Genomic DNA, 16943 nt, shown 5'->3' with positions numbered 1-16943 from the left:
TCTTATTTTTTTAGTAGCGAATTATAGTTGGAAGTATTATTTAATACTGCTTTCGCTTTGTTAATTTCGATGTCATTTTGTGTATAAAATTCATATAGACCTTGTTTGTATTGATAGCGTGTAATCAATTCTTCTTGTATTAGTTTTACAAACTCATTTTTATATTTTGAGACCTCTTGTTCTTGACTTTTTTCTAAAGCCGTTTGAAGTTGTTTGTATTCATTTGTGATACTACTGTCTACTTTTTCTTTTTTAGCTTTTTCTAATAAAGTTTTTAAAGCTCTACCCGTTTCAGTATCTAAATTGTATTTTTCTTGCTTTATAAAGTTTTTAAACTCATTAAAATCCGAATCTGAAACATTTGGAATATTCGTTAATGTTGGTTTTTTGTAATATAATGAAGTAGCAAAATCAAATATTGCATCATTTTTAAGTAATGCATCTGTTACAGTACTTGTTTTGGCTTCAGCTACTATAACATCGGGTAAAACACCACCACCATCATAAACTGTTCTTCCACCTTTAGTTTTAAATGCATTAAAGTTTTCTTTGTCAATTTTTATTGCCTTTCCATTAGCATCTTTGTTTCCATAATCTAAAGCTTGAATACATCTTCCTGAAGGAGTATAATATCTCGAAATAGTTACTTTTACTTGTGTACCATAGGATAAGTTTAATGGTCTTTGTACTAAACCTTTTCCAAAACTTCTATTTCCAACTACAACTGCTCTGTCTAAATCTTGCAAAGCACCCGAAACAATTTCAGAGGCAGAAGCACTTCTTTCATTTATAATAACCACTAATGGAATTTCCAAATCTAAGGGTTCATATTTGGTTTTATAGGTTGAGTTATGTTTTTCAGATTTTGATTTTGTTGTTACAATAGTTTCATCTTTAGGCACAAAGAAGTTACATATATTTACAGCTTCATGAAGTAATCCACCAGGATTGCCTCTTAAATCTAAAATAATTTTCGTCGCTCCTTTTTCTTTTAATTCTAAAAAAGCAGCTTTGGTTTCACTACTCGATTTTTCAGTAAACTTTGAAAGCACAATATAACCTGAATTATCAGCCAATAATGAATAATATGGAACAGCTTTTACCTCAACCTCATCTAAAATAATAGTTGCATTTTGCTTTTTTCCTTGTCTTTCGAATGCAAGATTCACTTTAGTGTTTTTTACACCTTGTAATAATTGTGACGCATCTTCTTTATATTCTTTTAAGTTAATGTCTCCAATTTGAATGATTTCATCTCCTGCTTTTAAACCTGCTTTGTCAGCAGGAAACCCTTTGTATATTTCTTTTAAAAACACACGACCTTCTTTTCTTTGAACCATAGCTCCAATACCTGTATATTCACCAGTATTGTTGATTTTGAATTTTAAAACATCCTGTTCATTGAAGAATACGGTATATGGGTCTAATTCTGCCAACATGTTTTTAATTGCAACATTCATCAATTCACCAGGGTTTGTTTCATCGACATAGTTTTGATTAATAGTTTTAAATGCAGCTGTAAATATTTCAATCTGTTTCGCAATTTCGAAAAAATCGTTTTTAAAACTTACGGCAACAAAAAGAAAGGTTGCACTAAAAAAAGTTAGAATGTATTTTTTCTTGAATAATGATTTCATTAGGATGATTTTTTATTTTTTAATTTTCTTCTGATAAAGAAAAATGATACAACGAAAATAAGGATAAATGGCCATACTTGTAGTATTCCTAAGAAGAAACTTGATAATCCGTTAAATCCTGAAGCAATAGCATTCCACATTTTACTACCATAGGAAACTGTGTTTTCTGATCCGGTTGGATTTTCGGTATACATTTCTATACTAACAGTACTCATTCCTACTTTGCTTTCTAGATATTTTAATCGGCCTTCTTTAGCTTCTATTTCTTCACGAATTTTTGAAAGTTCTTTTTCTATTTCTAATATTTCCGAAATTTTATTAGCCTTTTTTAATATTTCTAAATATCTGTTTTCTAAGGTGCGTTTTGCTTTTAAACGTGCTTCTAAATCAACAAATTCTTCAGTTACATCTTGAGCTGAAATTTCTTTTCTATCAAAATGCTTTACCCCTTTACTTATTTCATTTATAAAAGAATCAAAGTAATTGTTTGGAACACGAACAATTATGTTTCTATAAGTTGTGCCATAGTTTTTTCCTGAATTATCATTTTGAACATAGGCTTTGTGTTTCTTTAACGCATTTTGAATTGTTGCAAAACTGTTAGATAAATTTGTAGTTTGAAAACTTAGATCTGCGGTTTTTATAATCTTTAGATCTGCAACTTGTTTTTCTTTTGCATTACTAGTATTGGATGATTTATAATCGCTATCCTCGGATTTAAAATAATTGGAATTTGGAGCAACACTTTCAACAGCTTCTTCTGTGATGTTATCTTTCATTTCTGATCCTTTGCTACAAGATAAAGAAAGACAAAGTAATAGTATACTGGTTGCTATTTTTTTCATGGGAATTTGTTTATTTAAACTTACATTAATAAATATAACAAATCACAAAAACTTAGCCAAAAATTATTTTTTAATTTCTGAAATGAATTTTTCAAACAATAAAATGGTTTTTTCATGAATTTCATGATAAGAAAGTTGGTCTTTCGTTTGGTAGAAAAACATAATAGCATAAGGCTTATCAATGTTTTCTAGAAGTATATTTTTGTTTAATCGGTAGCATTCTCTAAGTAATCTTTTAAAGTAATTTCGATCAACAGCCTTTTTGAAATACCGTTTAGAAACAGAAACTCCAAATTTTAATAATTCACTTTCAGTAGGGTTTTCAACAAAAACTAAACGTAGCGGATATTTAGAAACCGATTTTCCCTCAGAAAAGAGTAAATCAATTGTGTTTTTGCTTTTTAGCTTTTCGTTTTTTGGGTAATTGAAAGTCATAATAATTTTACAAGAGGCAAAGATATATAAAACAATAGAAATTTGAGAATATCTTTCATGATGATTCGTTCTTACCATAATTCGTTGTATGATTCATTAAATTTTATTTTAGAATAACTAATTTTTTAAACAGACAATGAAATATATATAGTTGCTTTTTAAAGTACTTAAGCTGAAAAGGAAAGCATTGAGAGAAAAATAAAACAATTAAATGAAGAAAAGGCTTTTCTCAATACAATTTTTAGAGAAGTGAAACCTTACGAATTGTTTTTGCCTGTTAAAGAATAACAACAACAAGATTATATATATAGAAGAATCTATTCCTAGGTATAATAGATTTGTTGTGAACTATAAAGGAAAATTTAAAAAAGCTCATCATTAATTTGATGAGCTTTTCTCGTAGTAAGATGGTCTAAAGTTGTTCTAATAAATTATTCAACAATTAGCTTGTATTTAGGAGTATTGTTTAACGGACAAAAATATACATATTCTCCTTTTTCAAGGGTTACAGGCATTTTTGAAGAAGCCGTTTCACCGTCTTTAATAGTTTGCCTTAACATGGCATCTGCAATAAAATCAGATTCTTGAAGGTTTTCCTTATTAGGAGCTAAAACAAAAGCCACTTCATGGTCAATTCCTTTGTTTGTTACTTCGAAAGAATAGCTACCTGGTTTTAATTTCAATTCTGTTGTAGTAAAAGCACCTTCTACTTCTTCTAGTTTTACAATTTCAGTAGTAGGAGTTTCCTCAACCATTACTTCTTCTGTAACTGGAGTTTCTTCTGCCATTACTTCTTCTGTTTTTTTCTCATTACAAGATGCAAAAAGCATTACTACGAATGCACTAATTGCTAAAATACTTTTTTTCATTTTTTTATCTTAATAAATTATAGTGCAAATGTAGCCTATGGTTTTTTTTTGAAATGTTGGCTAGATTACATAATTGGTGTTTTTGGTTATTGGAGATAAAAAAAGCTACTGGTTAGAGTAGCTTTAGTGTAATTATTTTAAATTTTTTAGTTTTGTTTGATAAATTTGATGTTAAACTTTTCGTTTTCTGAGCTCAAACTTAGAAAATAAACGCCATTTTTTAAATCATCAATTAATATACTTTCAGTTGATATAATTCCTGATTTGATAACTTTTCCCATTATGTCATTTATTTGATAATTATAATTATCATTTTTATTTGCAACTTCTATATTAAGAATGTCAGATGCTGGATTAGGATAAATAGAAAAATTAGTTTTATTATTTAATACAGTACTAAGTGGAGTAGTGTAATTTATATTAAAAGCCAAATCTTGTTGAACATCTGGTGATGAATAAGGAGATCCTGTATCTGATAAAGAACTAAAAGTATTTGAGTTTACATTGTATTGATTTGCATTACCATTTCCTCTTGAGTCTATTGTTGTAGTTGGTATAAATTTAAAACTAGCGTTATTTGCTGCTTTTCCTTGATATTCTATCCAATACCTTCCAGCAGTTAAACTTGCAGTTAGATTTCCTCTTATTTTCCAAATTCTTTTACTTTCTGTTGGAGGTGTTCCTGGGCTTGGAATCTGAGTGTTGCTAATTCTAAGTGTATAGGTGTCTTCACAATTCGCTAAATCAATTATGTTTGTTGTCATATTACCTGTAACTACTGTAGAAGTATTTAAATATGGAAAACCACTCCAAATTCTGACTCTCAAAACATCTAATGGTGATGTACTCCCTAAGTAATCTAATTGATAACAAAAAACATCTACATTTTCAATATTCCAAGTTTGTCCAAATGGGACTGTGAAATCATCAAAAATTCTTAAATCTGTATTACTACCATTATAATACCCGTTATAACCAGAAATATTATTGGTTTGTGTTGTGTTTCCAGTATTATTTTGCATCTCACTCCATTGATGTTGTGCAGGCAAAGTTGGAGCTAAAACACCACTTTTTGTTGTTTGCCCAGTTGATATCGATCCATTTGTATAAGTTGATTGAGCAAAGGAAAAACTTGATAATGTAAAGCAAAATAGTAAGTGTAATTTTTTTAATTTCATAATGATATTTTTTTTACAAAAGTAAGATTTTATTTAACATTTATCATTTGTTCTTCACTAATTTCTTAGCGACTTCATTTAAAGTTTTTCTGTTTTGATCCACAAAATACAAACCTGCTTGTATCAATTCAAAGATGTTTTTCTTCGAAGTGTCGTCCATTTCTGGTGAAGCATTATGCAATTGAGGCATCAATCGATAGTAATTTTTTCTGTTTCTTGGCCCTAAAGATTCAAACATCTTTGAAAGATGATAGTTAACAGTTTCCACATTGGCAGACAATAGTATATCAATCAAAGGTGAAATCCATTTAATTTTTCCTGCATTTTCGAATTTCTCAAAAGTATAAGGTTTTAAAACTTCTCCAGTTCCAATGGAAACGATGATCATGTCGTTAATGTCTGGATAATCGACTTTCTCGGAATCTTTCAATATTTTTGAAAATGGAATTTTTCTCGCTTCCGCATAGGCACACAAAGCGGGATTATTAGCATAAACACCACCGTCTATTAATGTGAATTCTTGATCGTAGAGCGATTTTATTTTTGCAGGTTCAAAATAAGTTGGTGCTGCACTTGTTGCTCTACAAACGTCTTTCACATAGAAGTTTTCTAATACAGATTCGGCTTCATGACTACAAAAGAATTTTGCTTTTCGCTGATTTATATCATAAGATGTTATTAAACAAGGCTTTATTAATTCTCTCAATTCTAAATTACCAAAAACTTCATGCAATTGTCTTTCTAAATTGCGTTGCGATATCTTCTCATTAAACAATCCGAAAGGGTTTATTATTTCTTCCCAAAAGGAGACGTTAAAAATGGTATCTCCTTTTTTTGCATAGAGATCTAAAGCGGCTTCAATAGAGAATTTTGCATTCTTTGTGTTGTCTGGAAATAATAATATTGCGGATAACAAACCTCCTGTGCTACTTCCGGCAATTAAATCAAAATAATCACCAATTTTCGCATTCGGATTGTCAATTTTTTGTAATTGTTCTTGAATGTATTTCAGTACAACGCAACTAATAATTCCTCTAATTCCACCACCATCTAGGCTTAATATTCTGATTTTTTTTGCCATAGTTATTGTTTTATTAAGGCAGCCAAAACAATATCGAATGTTGTTTTGATAATGCTGTTTTTTATTGTGTTTAATCGAACTTTTGATACTCCAGCACTTTGTAGTGCTTTAAGAACAAGAATGTCTTTCTGACTTTTTAGTAACCATTCAAACTCTTCTATTGTTATAGATGTTTCGGCAAGCAGAAGTGTCCAACGTTTCATTTTCTCTTTAGATTTCTCTAAAAAATCATCAATATCCTTTTGAATTTCAGGTTTTAGTTCACTGTATTTTTTTCCAAGAAGTGCCACTAGAGCTTCTTCTAAATCAATTATTAATTTATCTATTTCCATGATGTTTTGTTTGTTTTTATTGGGTAATTATTTCTAGTAAGTTGTCTTTAGAGGTTCTGTCTTTTTTAACTTCATATTGAATTAATAAATCTAAAGCTTCACTTATTTGTTTTTTTGCTTCTGCTGTAAATTGAGGGGAAAGGGTTTGTTTTTCTTTCCAAAATTTAAAATAACCGCCTATTAGATTTTTTTCCTTATCGGTTAAAACATTCCACATTTCATAAGTGATTTCGTTATTGGGTTTGTTTTTTTCGTATTCTTTTAGTTGGTCTATCTCTAATAAAAGTTTTTCAATGTTTTCTTTTTGTGTTTCATACGCAAAAGCCGATTTGTCCATTAGAAGAAGTGTTTCTACTTTAACTGCTGTTGTTTTTTGATACGAATAATGATCAAATAGTGCTGTTTTTAACGACTGACAACTTGCAATTGCTATCATTGTTAATAGAAGGAGTTTTATTTTTAGTGTTTTCATGTTTTGTTTGTTTTTTATTATAAAATTTTTAATCTTTATTAGATTTTCTTATATAACTACATAACCATTTTGGTCTTTATCTAGTTTGATAAGTTTTCTCCAATTATTAAAACCATTTTTTTCAAAGTGGGGAAGGTCTTTAAAGCTTTTCCAGTTTCCGCCCCATTCCCAATCGTACTTTGAGAAAATTTTCACACATTCATACCAATCAGCAACAGTATCATTGTCCCAATCTTTTACTGTGTTCCATGAAGCAATTTTGTTATTAATAATGAGGCAAATATCTACTGCAAACCCATAGTTATGAATGGATTGGCCTGCTTTTGCATTGGTTACTTTTTTCCCTGAAACAGTACGTCCTTTATTGTATAATGCATTCTGCTCCTCAAATGTTCGCAGTCCTTGTGTAATTCTTACTTTTGCATTTCCAGTGAGTACTTCATTACATTCGTTAATGATTTTTTCAACCTCATCTCTAACGAAAGGATGAAGTTTTTCGATTCTTTTTTGGGTGTGTTTGTCCATTGTTTTTTAATTTAAATTATAGTACAAATATAAAGAAAATAATCTTAATTATCAAACATAAAGAAGAAAATAATCAATATAATTAGATTTTATTCTTTTCAACAAAAGATTTATTTCGTATAGTTATAATTCACTAATACGCTATTTTAGTGAAGCTTATAATTTAAAAGTGATTATATTTACCAATGAAAAATAGAACCTTATGTCTGAAAATATTCCACAAGCAAAAACAATAGATGAAGTAATTGTAATTTTAAATACTATAATTGAAGAAGCTATAGAAGATAGTACTACCTTGGGGTATTTTGCTGTTTTATATTGCAAAGTAACTGAGAAAGTAAAAGAAGGAATTGCTAACGGAATGTTTGAAAACGGGCCAAGAATGGAGCAGTTAGATGTAATTTTTGCTAATAGATATATTAAAGCGTATTACCAATATAAAAATGGAGAGGAAGCTTCTTCTTGTTGGGAAGTTGCTTTTAAACATGCTGACGATTTTTGGATGATTGTTTTGCAACATTTATTATTAGGGATGAATGCTCATATTAATCTAGATTTAGGAGTGGCAGCAGCACAAGTAGCGCCTGGTGATGTCATTGAAGATCTTAAAAACGATTTTAATACGATTAATACCATTTTATCAGGATTAGTTGCGAATGTGGAAACAGCCTTGTCTGATGTTTGGCCTATTTTGAAATGGATTTTAAAGAAAACTCAAAAAGTAGATACCTTTCTTATTGATTTTAGTATGCAAGAAGCACGAAACGGAGCGTGGAAGTTTGCAGTTTCATTAGCTCCTTTAGATAGTGTAGCATTAACGCAAAAAATAAAAGAGCGTGATGCTTCTATTACTAAAATTGCCGATTTGATTACTAACCCTGGTTATATTCCGTCTTTACTTTTTAAAATTTTGCGTTTGTTTGAAAGAGGGAGTGTTGTCTCTAAAATTGAGAAGTTAAGAAGTGTAATTTAATACGCTCTTCTTAGTTTGTTTTTTGTTTTCTTTACTCATACAGGCTCAGTTTCGTCTTTTGCTATTTTATTAATTAGTAATGAGCAAGGATTGAACTACTAAAAGCAACAAAAGATAATTTATTAGATACTTCTATACCTTCCGATGCGCTACGGACAGCTTCTAATGGTCTTCTGACAATTTCCTATAGGTTTCTAACATCTAATTAAAGTCTTTTAACACTTTAAAATGGTTTACAGAAAGTAAAATAATAGCTTCTAAATGTATATTCTGGTCTACGGACAATTAAAAAAGGATTTATGAATAGGGTAAAGCCAGACTTGACATAATTTTATGTGAACTTGAAAACTTCTATTTAGTTTAGTATTTGCGCTATTTAGTTTAGTATTTGAGCTATTAAATTTAGTAATTAAGCTATTTAGTTTAGTATTTAAGCTATTTAGTTTAGTAACTGTGCTATTTAATTTAGTAATTGAGCTATTTAGTTTAGTAATTGAGCTATTTAGTTTAGTAATTGAGCTATTTAGTTTAGTAATTGAGCTATTTAGTTTAGTATTTGCGCTATTAAATTTAGTATTTGCGCTATTAAATTTAGTATTTAAGCTATTTAATTTAGTATTTGCGCTATTTAATTTAGTATTTAAGCTATTTAGTTTAGTAATTGAGCTATTTAATTTAGTAATTGAGCTATTTAGTTTAGTAATTGAGCTATTTAGTTTAGTATAAGTTTATTTAAGAAAAAGGAGATCCATTTCTTTTGCTAATAAATCTTCTTTGGCACTTTTTTGCAAGCCATTTTTTATAGTAACGGTTAACTCACCTCCCAAAGATAAGATTAGAAGGGCTAATTATAAAGAATTAAAAAACCACCCGAAGGTGGTTTATGTTAAACAAGAAGTATTTACTTTTGAGGTGAAATAGGTTCGTAATAATTTCCTCTTTCATGATCTCCGTAGTACTTTTCTTCATCTTCTTTAGTAGCAGGTACAAGATACAAGGGATAGTTATAATCATAAAAGCGTTTTATTTTTTCATAAAACTCATAAAACTCAACCAACACTCTATCATATTTATTTCTTGCATTCACTACAATTTCTTCTCCAAAAAAAGTAACTTTTTCATCATATCTATCAAGTTCGTGATCTAAGAACTCATTAGGATTATCTTTTGATAATTCTTTAATTTTTAATTCCATCTCTTGTAATAACTCTAGAAATAAAGCACTTTTAGGTTCTAATACAATAGCTTCACTCCCGAACTTATTACCTAATACTTTTTCAAATGATACTCTTTTATAATTTGTGAGGTTATTAATGTTTGAATTTCCTCCTGGATAGTCTTCAACTATAATTAAGTATCCTTTATCAGTAAATAAAGTATTGGAATAACCGTGTATTCTATAATCTTGCACTGCAATAATTACTTCTTTTAATCTTTTATCTTCCATATTATTATTTTATAAATATTACTTCTAATTCTTTTAATCTATTTATATCACCATTAAGTTCCTTATAAACATCATTCTCAGAAACCACTTTTGCTTTCGTAAAACCTTTGCTTTTAGCCCAGCTTCCTGTAAATGTTTTAAATGCAGCTTCTTCTAGGTTTTCTTTGGTGATTTTTTTGCCTTTCATAGCTGTTTTTAAATCATATAGGTTAACAGATTCTGAATTAGGAAAATCTTTGTAAGCAGAAGATTTTAACCATTCAGCATAAATACCATCTAAATCTTTACCTATTTCTTTTTTTAACATAACCATCATCTAACATGGTTTTTCCTATGCTTATGTCTTTAAAACCAGTTCCTTTATATGACGACATAAAATCCCCTAATTTTTTAGGTATAAATAAATCGGCATACAAAATATTTTCACCATCAGTATGATGTCCTTTTTCTGCAAATTTTATGGTACAATCAAATTTATCTGAAGGATCTTTAGCGCTTGCATCCCATTTTGGTTTGAAATCTTGAAATTCTTCTAATTCATAAATATATTTTTCTCCTTTTTTGTGTCTTACTAATGTTGCTAAATAATCTTCTCCAGTTTGTGAATGTAATCTTTTTCTAGTTAAAACAGAACCTGTTGATTCAAAAAATTGTTCGACACCTTCAACCCCTTTTGTTTTTAAAACCTTTGCTGCATCATCTAAAAAAACTTTTACTTTTGCTGGTGAATCCGTAAATATTTCAACCCCTTTATAAAATACTGTTTCTGAATTAGTTTTTGTAAGGTTTTTGAGATAGAAAAATATATTTTTTGATACATTTAATGCAGTGTCTAATGCAGCTGCAGAAATACTATATAGTTTGTCAAATCGTAGTGGAACATAACTAATTTTTTCTGCCTCATTTGCCACAATTTTCAAATGCTCAATTACCTCATCTGCTTCTGATTTAGAAATCTGCTTTTGATCTACTAAATCGTCTAATTTTTTTTCTAATTTAGCTTTGTTTTTTGCATTACCTACTAATTTTTTTGCATTTTTTTTCAATCCAACATGCAGTGCAACAGTAATTTCTCCCGATAAGGAAATCATTTCTAAATAAAACAAATATTCGGCTATTTCTCTACCTAATTCGGTATCGTTTACATCTAACAGCTTTAATAATGCATTACCCACACCGCTACTAATTTCAACAACTCCAGCAAAGGCTTTTACACCTGTAATTACATTGGTGACAGCTTTAGACTTTCCTATTAGTGAATGTCCTGCTTTTAGTATTTTTGCTAAACGACCTACTTTTAAAATATTTCCTACTCCAGAAAGTGTTGTTAGCACATCGATAGCATATTCACCCCCCGTCATTATATTTTCCCAAAAAGCACTTTCATTATTAGCATATAGCACAAAAGCGGGTAAATTTGTAAATTTACTATCTTCTTGTTGTTCTTCATCTTTGAGAATAAAAGTAGGATTGTCTGCCGCGATTATTGCTAGAGGAGATAGTGGGTGGTAATCATAATCATGCGTTATTTTCTCCTCAACGAATCGGATATCGTTTCCATCGGCAGTACGTACAATAATTTCCTTATAAATACCTGTGCCAGAAACAACCTTTAGCGCTATGCTATTGCTGCTTAGTTTCCATTCTATAGCAGTGTTATCTGTGTGAAAACCTAGTTTTTTAGTTGAACGATAGTCAATTAAAACAGGGTTTTTATCGGTTATATCAATGAACTTGTTTTTTTCTGGATCTATTGTGCTAAAATCGGAATTTTTCCAGATATTCAAGTATAAAAAAAGCTACTCGAAAGTAGCTTACATTTATTTTTTTGTTAATTTCATTGTTACAGGATCAAACTTTTTATAAGTTAAAACATCTGTCAATGCTTTTGTTGCATATAATTCTCCATTCTTCTCTACAAAAATACTGGCATGGGGAATACCTTGATGGTGTAATAGTGGCTGAGCCGTAACATTTAACTTCCCTGTATATATTACTTCAAAACCTTCGTCATTTTCTAACATCGTAGAACTATACCATTCCCATTCTCTTATTTCTCTTAGCCTCCTTATCATATTAGGTATGTGTGAAATCAAATCGTCTTTATGATAATCTTCCTCTTCCAATTGATTAGTAAATGCAACAAGCTGCTTTGGCAGTAGTTTTTCCCATTTAGGATCTTCTTCATCCAACTCTTTGTTTTCAAGAAAAGCTAACATAGTTTGTTTAAAAATTTCTAACTCATGTTTAGGATTAGGTATATCCTGTACAATTAAAAAACTATATTCTCCTTTAGGCAACTCTCCATTTGTATTATTTTTTATTCTTTCTATTTCTGTCATTTTTTATCTATTTATGGTTACAAATTTTTCATAAAATACACTTTTAAAATCTTCAATAGTAACACTATAAGAAGAGCCTATGTTCAGTGGTAAAGGATCTCTAACAAAAACCCTTCCGTTTTCTATTTTATTTACAACAACTGCATGAGCTCCAAAATCATCAGTATGAATACTAACGACAGCTTTTTTATTACCCGTTTTCATAGCTTTTTCCAAAGTATTAAAAGTTATATTTCTATCTTTTCTTCCTCCTCTACTTATGGTTTGAAGTCCTTCGATATATGCATTGTTTAAAGCTTCAGGAATATCTAAAATATTCGCACCATTTTTATCCGTCTTTAATGCTGCTGCTAGAGTATCTTCATATTTTGTTATTCCTAAATCATCTAAGACCATTCGTAATGAGTTAGCTGCGCAAGTATTTGGTTTGGTTTGACCTGAGATTAAACCTAATCCTTCTTCTTTTTTGAGAGATATTCCTGCATTTTCAAAAAATGATTTATGTATGTCACCCTCTTTAGCAGTTCTCGCAACTCTTTTGGCTCTCTTTGAGGTGTTTTTTATTCCAGCTTCTGCAACATCTTCCAAATGCTTAATTACCTCATCTATTTGCTTGGCTTCCTCTGCATTTTTTGCTGTTTTCTTTACATCATCACTATGTTCTAGAACTTCTTTGGCACTTTTACGTAAACCTCCTTTTATGGCAACGGTTAATTCTCCACTCAAAGATAAGATTAGAATAGCTAATTATAAAGTATAAAAGAGGCTGTCCTTGCTTTTGGACAGCCTCATAAATAAACTTAATTTCAAAAAAGCTATTCATCAATCTTTTCTTGATTTATATTTATTTGAATATAGTTGTTGTAAACTTCTAATGTTTCTATTGGTGAATTTTCTATTGAATAAATTATTACATTTCCATTTTGCTCTTTTTTAAAATTTGCGCCTGCAAATACTTCTTCTACCCAGTTTAATAATAAAGGCTGAGTTTCTTTAAATTTTATTTTTAATGATAATAAATATCCAAAAACTTCTGAGTCTTCAATAAATTCCAATGGAAATATATCTTTTAATTCTCTGTTATTCGTGTTTTGTTTTAACATCCCATCTGACTCCTCTACAAGTTGAAAAATTTCAATATACCTATATTCAAAAGGGTATTTATCTTTAAAAATCCAAATTAAAGTGCTTACAAATTCTTTAAGGCTACATCTCTTTAGTTCATCACAAAATTCTTTTCTGTGAGGGAAATTTAATTCTATATATTTTGGGTCAGTATATTCTCCTTTATCAAGCGTGTCTTTAAAAGGAGAACGATAAAATAACCAATCTGTTAATCTCTTATTTGTTATCATATATTTTTATTATTTAAAAATTTTATAATCTATTTTATTTTTAATCTCTTTTAGTATAAATTCTTCTTCAAAATCTTGCAACTCAAAATAAATCTTATTTTTTTTATCAAAACTTCTAGCATTAAGTAGTTTTTTAGTTACAAAATCAGACTTTGCCTTTTCAAGATTTTTATACAGAAGAGAAATCTCACTTTTTGCAAAATTATTTACATTAGACTTCATTTTTAAACTATATACTATTCCTTCAGAGGTTATAGCTCTAAGTTCTTTTAATTGAAATTGCAAAAATACTTTTATATCTTCATTACTAAATCTACTAAAATTTGGATGATTGTGAGTGAAAACTGATCCTTTAAGTAAATATCTTTGCTTTTTTGTTAAATTTCCACTTGTTCCAAAAGCTTCGGATAGCCTTACATATTCATTAGAATTTGAAGTAAAAATTTTTGGATTTAAAAATTTTTTTGGATGCCATACAAAAGCATATTCAAATTGTTTTGAACTATCTTGTATTAAACTTGCTTGTTTTAAAATATTTTTTTCAGCTTCTTTAACAATTTTGGATACATTATCATTCTGTTTAGATGTGATTTTTGTAAATTTTCTAATAAAAGGAGATAAATCAAATAATTCTTCTATTCTTCTATATAATTCATTGGTTTCTCCTGCAACATCTTCCAAATGCTCAATTACCTCATCAATCTGTTTAGCTTCCTCTGCATTTTTTGCTGTTTTCTTTAAATCATCAGTATGTTCTAGAACTTCTTTGGCACTTTTGCGTAAACCTCCTTTTATGGCAACGGTTAATTTTCCAGTCAAAGATAAGATTTGAATGGCTAATTATAAAGTATAAAAAAACCACCCAAAGGTGGTTAAATTGTTAAATAATTCTATTCATTCCCCCAAATATATTTTCCGTTTTCATCCAATTTTATTGGGCTAGGCTCTGGAAAAAATGATACTGCAATTGCAATTCCTTTTTCATCATCCACAACTACTGAATCATATGGTATACCTTTATCGAGATTAAACTCCTTTGGTAGTTTTGAGTAATCATAAAATCCTGCCCAGTAATTAATTTTACCCCAATTTGCATTACTATCTTTGTTTATAAAGTTGACTTTTATAGGGATTTTATCTTCATAATATAGTTTTAAATCTTTTAAAACTTTTGAGACTATTTTTTTTGCTTGTTCCTCAGTTAGTTTCATATTATTTTTGGTATTTAATTATTAATTGCTCCATTTCTTTATTTTCTTTGAATAAATTTAAAATCTTTTTTTCATCATAAATTTTTTTCACATATTTATAAGCACTTACCAATTCTACTTCTCTATACTTATTTCTATTTTTAAAAAGCCCTTCCCAAACATTCCATTCTAAAAGCCAAGGTTCTTCAATTGCCATCTTCCTATATTGTTTCCTGCCCAGTTTTAAAAAATCATCAATATGGATATTTTCGTGAAACCAAGCCATTTTTGAACAGTCTTTTCTTATAAGAAGTTTTATAGGACCTTCAGTATTCACTATAACTCTACCTTGCAATCCTGTATAGAATTGACTATGCAACTCATCAATCCATTCAATTTCTAACTTATATCCGCTTTTAAGCATTTTTTCATCTAATCTTTGAATGTATTTCTTTAGCAAGTTTTTTGATAATACTTCTAACTCTAAACCTAAAGGAAACGTTTTTAGAGTCCTCATTTCTAACTCAGCCACCTCCTCCAAATGCTCAATTACTTCATCTATTTGCTTGGCTTCGTCTGCATTTTTTGCTGTTTTCTTTACATCATCAGTATGTTCTAGAACTTCTTTGGCACTTTTGCGTAAACCTCCTTTTATGGCAACGGTTAATTCTCCACTCAAAGATAAGATTAGAAAGGCTAATTATAAAGTATAAAAAAAACCACCTGAAGGTGGTTTAAAAATTATTCTTCAAAATTTTCCCATGATTGAGGACCAATAATATCTACCAAATGATAATCTTTTTCATCAAAACGAGCACTAAAAAAAGCATCCCCATCATAGGGCTGATTTGTGATAGATACCATATATGAAACTATATGGAAATTTCCAATTTTTCTACCAATTGTCGAACCTTCTCTTAAACCTAAATACTTAATTGATTCTTTATAATATTTTCTATTAAAAACTGTTCTAATTTTTTTTCTAATTCTTTATTTATCATGATTTTAATTTTTAGGGATTGGTATATTTCTAATTGTAAAACAATTTGTCCATCAAAATATTGGAAAGCATGACCAAAAGGTGGTGTAGATATTTCTTCAGAATTTAATTTATATTTTTTTGCGTTTTCTACTAACCTATCATACACATATTTTTCTCTTTTATATAATCTTATCCAATTTTCATTTGTATAATCTGCTTCTTTAACTCCTCTTAATGGTGCATCTTTCACATATTCATCAAAACCAATTTTCTTAAACTCTTCAGCATGAAAAGATTCGTGTAACATAAAATACTCTGTAACATCATCTTTATAACGAATTGTATTGGTATTGGCATCAAATTGAGCTAATACATTAGGATTTTCAAAATCATCAACTTTTTCAAGATTAGTTCCATATTTTTTTTTTAAATGTTTTGCCCATTTTTCTATATCAGATTTTGATAATACTTTTCCTCCATAAAATCCTTTGCCTTTAATATTATCTCCCGAAACTCTCCTTAAATGCTCAATTACCTCATCTATCTGCTTGGCTTCGTCTGCATTTTTTGCGGTTTTCTTTAAATCATCAGTATGTTCTAGAACTTCTTTGGCACTTTTTTGCAAGCCATTTTTTATGGCAACAGTTATTTCTCCACTCAAAGATAAGATTTGAATGTCAAATTTAATGCATAAAAAAACCACCCGAAGGTGGTTTTGTTAAACAAGAAGTATTTACTTTTGAGGTGAAATAGGTTTGTAATAATTTCCTCTTTCATGATCTCCATAGTACTTTTCTTCATCTTCTTTAGTAGCAGGTACAAGATACAAGGGATAGTTATAATCATAAAAGCGTTTTATTTTTTCATAAAACTCATAAAACTCAACCAACACTCTATCATATTTATTTCTTGCATTCACTACAATTTCTTCTCCAAAAAAAGTAACTTTTTCATCATATCTATCAAGTTCGTGATCTAAGAACTCATTAGGATTATCTTTTGATAATTCTTTAATTTTTAATTCCATCTCTTGTAATAACTCTAGAAATAAAGCACTTTTAGGTTCTAATACAATAGCTTCACTCCCGAACTTATTACCTAATACTTTTTCAAATGATACTCTTCTATAATTTGTGAGGTTACTAATGTTTGAATTCCCACCTGGATAGTCTTCAACTATAATTAAGTATCCTTTATCAGTAAATAAAGTATTGGAATAACCGTGTATTCTATAATCTTGCACTGCAATAATTACTTCTTTTAATCTTTTATCTTCCATA

Annotated in this window: 22 protein-coding genes; 1 reads left to right on the top strand and 21 read right to left on the bottom strand. The window is 29.2% G+C overall.

Translation table 11 applies throughout. The features are described 5' to 3' along the window. Nucleotides 1-2: 2 nt before the first annotated feature. From L2Z92_RS06030 to L2Z92_RS05990, 9 genes are all read right to left on the bottom strand, one after another. Nucleotides 3-1637 (bottom strand): S41 family peptidase, encoded by a 1635-nt coding sequence (locus tag L2Z92_RS06030; protein WP_236457935.1) that lies wholly within the window; start codon nt 1635-1637, stop codon nt 3-5. Next, on the bottom strand, nt 1637-2482 hold the full coding sequence (locus tag L2Z92_RS06025; protein WP_236457934.1) for a DUF4349 domain-containing protein: 846 nt from the start codon (nt 2480-2482) through the stop codon (nt 1637-1639). Before L2Z92_RS06025 ends, L2Z92_RS06030 begins: the two co-directional genes overlap by 1 nt. 63 nt (nt 2483-2545) lie before the next feature. Further along, on the bottom strand, nt 2546-2917 hold the full coding sequence (gene rnpA, locus L2Z92_RS06020; protein WP_236458824.1) for a ribonuclease P protein component: 372 nt from the start codon (nt 2915-2917) through the stop codon (nt 2546-2548). A gap of 431 nt (nt 2918-3348) precedes the next feature. Next, entirely contained in the window at nt 3349-3786 is a 438-nt protein-coding gene (locus L2Z92_RS06015; RefSeq protein ID WP_236457933.1) for a plastocyanin/azurin family copper-binding protein, read from the bottom strand. Nucleotides 3787-3932: 146 nt separating this feature from the next. After that, nucleotides 3933-4964, bottom strand: a complete 1032-nt coding sequence (locus L2Z92_RS06010) for a T9SS type A sorting domain-containing protein (RefSeq protein ID WP_236457932.1) — start codon at nt 4962-4964, stop codon at nt 3933-3935. Nucleotides 4965-5007: 43 nt separating this feature from the next. Further along, on the bottom strand, nt 5008-6045 hold the full coding sequence (locus L2Z92_RS06005; protein WP_236457931.1) for a patatin-like phospholipase family protein: 1038 nt from the start codon (nt 6043-6045) through the stop codon (nt 5008-5010). 2 nt (nt 6046-6047) lie between these two features. Then, nucleotides 6048-6377 carry a hypothetical protein gene (locus tag L2Z92_RS06000; protein ID WP_236457930.1) on the bottom strand — a complete coding sequence of 110 codons (330 nt, stop codon included), beginning with the start codon at nt 6375-6377 and terminating at the stop codon, nt 6048-6050. 16 nt (nt 6378-6393) lie between these two features. Beyond that, complete coding sequence (locus L2Z92_RS05995; protein WP_236457929.1) at nt 6394-6849, bottom strand: hypothetical protein; 456 nt, start codon at nt 6847-6849, stop codon at nt 6394-6396. A gap of 48 nt (nt 6850-6897) precedes the next feature. Next, nucleotides 6898-7374 (bottom strand): M15 family metallopeptidase, encoded by a 477-nt coding sequence (locus L2Z92_RS05990; RefSeq protein ID WP_236457928.1) that lies wholly within the window; start codon nt 7372-7374, stop codon nt 6898-6900. Between the two features lie 202 nt (nt 7375-7576). Between L2Z92_RS05990 and L2Z92_RS05985 the strand changes: the two genes are divergently transcribed. Continuing rightward, nucleotides 7577-8347, top strand: coding sequence for a DUF5995 family protein (locus tag L2Z92_RS05985; protein ID WP_236457927.1), 771 nt, complete (start codon nt 7577-7579; stop codon nt 8345-8347). A gap of 901 nt (nt 8348-9248) precedes the next feature. On the opposite strand, the gene L2Z92_RS05980 is transcribed toward L2Z92_RS05985, so the two are convergent. The 12 genes from L2Z92_RS05980 to L2Z92_RS05925 form a co-directional block, all read right to left on the bottom strand. Then, the gene (locus L2Z92_RS05980) at nt 9249-9794 is read right to left on the bottom strand and encodes a hypothetical protein (protein ID WP_236457926.1); all 546 of its coding nucleotides are present in this window, start codon (nt 9792-9794) and stop codon (nt 9249-9251) included. Nucleotides 9795-9798: 4 nt separating this feature from the next. Beyond that, nucleotides 9799-10101, bottom strand: a complete 303-nt coding sequence (locus tag L2Z92_RS05975) for a hypothetical protein (RefSeq protein WP_236457925.1) — start codon at nt 10099-10101, stop codon at nt 9799-9801. Then, on the bottom strand, nt 10079-11581 hold the full coding sequence (locus L2Z92_RS05970; RefSeq protein ID WP_236457924.1) for a hypothetical protein: 1503 nt from the start codon (nt 11579-11581) through the stop codon (nt 10079-10081). The genes L2Z92_RS05975 and L2Z92_RS05970 overlap by 23 nt, the downstream gene beginning before the upstream one ends. Nucleotides 11582-11614: 33 nt before the next feature. Beyond that, nucleotides 11615-12136: a hypothetical protein gene (locus tag L2Z92_RS05965; protein ID WP_236457923.1), complete on the bottom strand. Its 522-nt coding sequence runs from the start codon at nt 12134-12136 to the stop codon at nt 11615-11617. Between the two features lie 3 nt (nt 12137-12139). Next, complete coding sequence (locus tag L2Z92_RS05960; RefSeq protein ID WP_236457922.1) at nt 12140-12862, bottom strand: cysteine peptidase family C39 domain-containing protein; 723 nt, start codon at nt 12860-12862, stop codon at nt 12140-12142. Nucleotides 12863-12951: 89 nt separating this feature from the next. Continuing rightward, on the bottom strand, nt 12952-13491 hold the full coding sequence (locus L2Z92_RS05955) for a hypothetical protein (protein ID WP_236457921.1): 540 nt from the start codon (nt 13489-13491) through the stop codon (nt 12952-12954). Between the two features lie 9 nt (nt 13492-13500). Beyond that, nucleotides 13501-14310 carry a hypothetical protein gene (locus L2Z92_RS05950; protein WP_236457920.1) on the bottom strand — a complete coding sequence of 270 codons (810 nt, stop codon included), beginning with the start codon at nt 14308-14310 and terminating at the stop codon, nt 13501-13503. A 71-nt stretch (nt 14311-14381) separates the two neighbouring features. After that, nucleotides 14382-14702 carry a hypothetical protein gene (locus L2Z92_RS05945; protein ID WP_236457919.1) on the bottom strand — a complete coding sequence of 107 codons (321 nt, stop codon included), beginning with the start codon at nt 14700-14702 and terminating at the stop codon, nt 14382-14384. Nucleotide 14703: 1 nt separating this feature from the next. Next, nucleotides 14704-15360 (bottom strand): zincin-like metallopeptidase toxin domain-containing protein, encoded by a 657-nt coding sequence (locus tag L2Z92_RS05940; protein ID WP_236457918.1) that lies wholly within the window; start codon nt 15358-15360, stop codon nt 14704-14706. Nucleotides 15361-15422: 62 nt separating this feature from the next. Next, nucleotides 15423-15545, bottom strand: a complete 123-nt coding sequence (locus tag L2Z92_RS05935) for a hypothetical protein (protein WP_262913003.1) — start codon at nt 15543-15545, stop codon at nt 15423-15425. Between the two features lie 59 nt (nt 15546-15604). Further along, a complete protein-coding gene (locus L2Z92_RS05930; RefSeq protein ID WP_236457917.1) occupies nt 15605-16324 on the bottom strand; it encodes a zincin-like metallopeptidase toxin domain-containing protein in 720 nt (239 codons plus the stop codon). Nucleotides 16325-16396: 72 nt separating this feature from the next. Next, nucleotides 16397-16942 carry a hypothetical protein gene (locus tag L2Z92_RS05925; protein ID WP_236457916.1) on the bottom strand — a complete coding sequence of 182 codons (546 nt, stop codon included), beginning with the start codon at nt 16940-16942 and terminating at the stop codon, nt 16397-16399. Nucleotide 16943: the final 1 nt, after the last annotated feature.

The sequence above is a fragment of the Flavobacterium jumunjinense genome, from assembly GCF_021650975.2.
Lineage (GTDB): Bacteria > Bacteroidota > Bacteroidia > Flavobacteriales > Flavobacteriaceae > Flavobacterium > Flavobacterium jumunjinense.
This window is presented reverse-complemented; position numbering and strand designations above follow the sequence as displayed.

Bases quoted from the DNA above. Each gene is read 5' to 3' on its own strand.
- L2Z92_RS06030 (WP_236457935.1), bottom strand. From the start codon at position 1,637: ATGAAATCATTATTCAAGAAAAAATACATTCTAACTTTTTTTAGTGCA.
- L2Z92_RS06025 (WP_236457934.1), bottom strand. From the start codon at position 2,482: ATGAAAAAAATAGCAACCAGTATACTATTACTTTGTCTTTCTTTATCT.
- rnpA (WP_236458824.1), bottom strand. From the start codon at position 2,917: ATGACTTTCAATTACCCAAAAAACGAAAAGCTAAAAAGCAAAAACACA.
- L2Z92_RS06015 (WP_236457933.1), bottom strand. From the start codon at position 3,786: ATGAAAAAAAGTATTTTAGCAATTAGTGCATTCGTAGTAATGCTTTTT.
- L2Z92_RS06010 (WP_236457932.1), bottom strand. From the start codon at position 4,964: ATGAAATTAAAAAAATTACACTTACTATTTTGCTTTACATTATCAAGT.
- L2Z92_RS06005 (WP_236457931.1), bottom strand. From the start codon at position 6,045: ATGGCAAAAAAAATCAGAATATTAAGCCTAGATGGTGGTGGAATTAGA.
- L2Z92_RS06000 (WP_236457930.1), bottom strand. From the start codon at position 6,377: ATGGAAATAGATAAATTAATAATTGATTTAGAAGAAGCTCTAGTGGCA.
- L2Z92_RS05995 (WP_236457929.1), bottom strand. From the start codon at position 6,849: ATGAAAACACTAAAAATAAAACTCCTTCTATTAACAATGATAGCAATT.
- L2Z92_RS05990 (WP_236457928.1), bottom strand. From the start codon at position 7,374: ATGGACAAACACACCCAAAAAAGAATCGAAAAACTTCATCCTTTCGTT.
- L2Z92_RS05985 (WP_236457927.1), top strand. From the start codon at position 7,577: ATGTCTGAAAATATTCCACAAGCAAAAACAATAGATGAAGTAATTGTA.
- L2Z92_RS05980 (WP_236457926.1), bottom strand. From the start codon at position 9,794: ATGGAAGATAAAAGATTAAAAGAAGTAATTATTGCAGTGCAAGATTAT.
- L2Z92_RS05975 (WP_236457925.1), bottom strand. From the start codon at position 10,101: ATGTTAAAAAAAGAAATAGGTAAAGATTTAGATGGTATTTATGCTGAA.
- L2Z92_RS05965 (WP_236457923.1), bottom strand. From the start codon at position 12,136: ATGACAGAAATAGAAAGAATAAAAAATAATACAAATGGAGAGTTGCCT.
- L2Z92_RS05955 (WP_236457921.1), bottom strand. From the start codon at position 13,491: ATGATAACAAATAAGAGATTAACAGATTGGTTATTTTATCGTTCTCCT.
- L2Z92_RS05945 (WP_236457919.1), bottom strand. From the start codon at position 14,702: ATGAAACTAACTGAGGAACAAGCAAAAAAAATAGTCTCAAAAGTTTTA.
- L2Z92_RS05935 (WP_262913003.1), bottom strand. From the start codon at position 15,545: ATGGTATCTATCACAAATCAGCCCTATGATGGGGATGCTTTTTTTAGT.
- L2Z92_RS05925 (WP_236457916.1), bottom strand. From the start codon at position 16,942: ATGGAAGATAAAAGATTAAAAGAAGTAATTATTGCAGTGCAAGATTAT.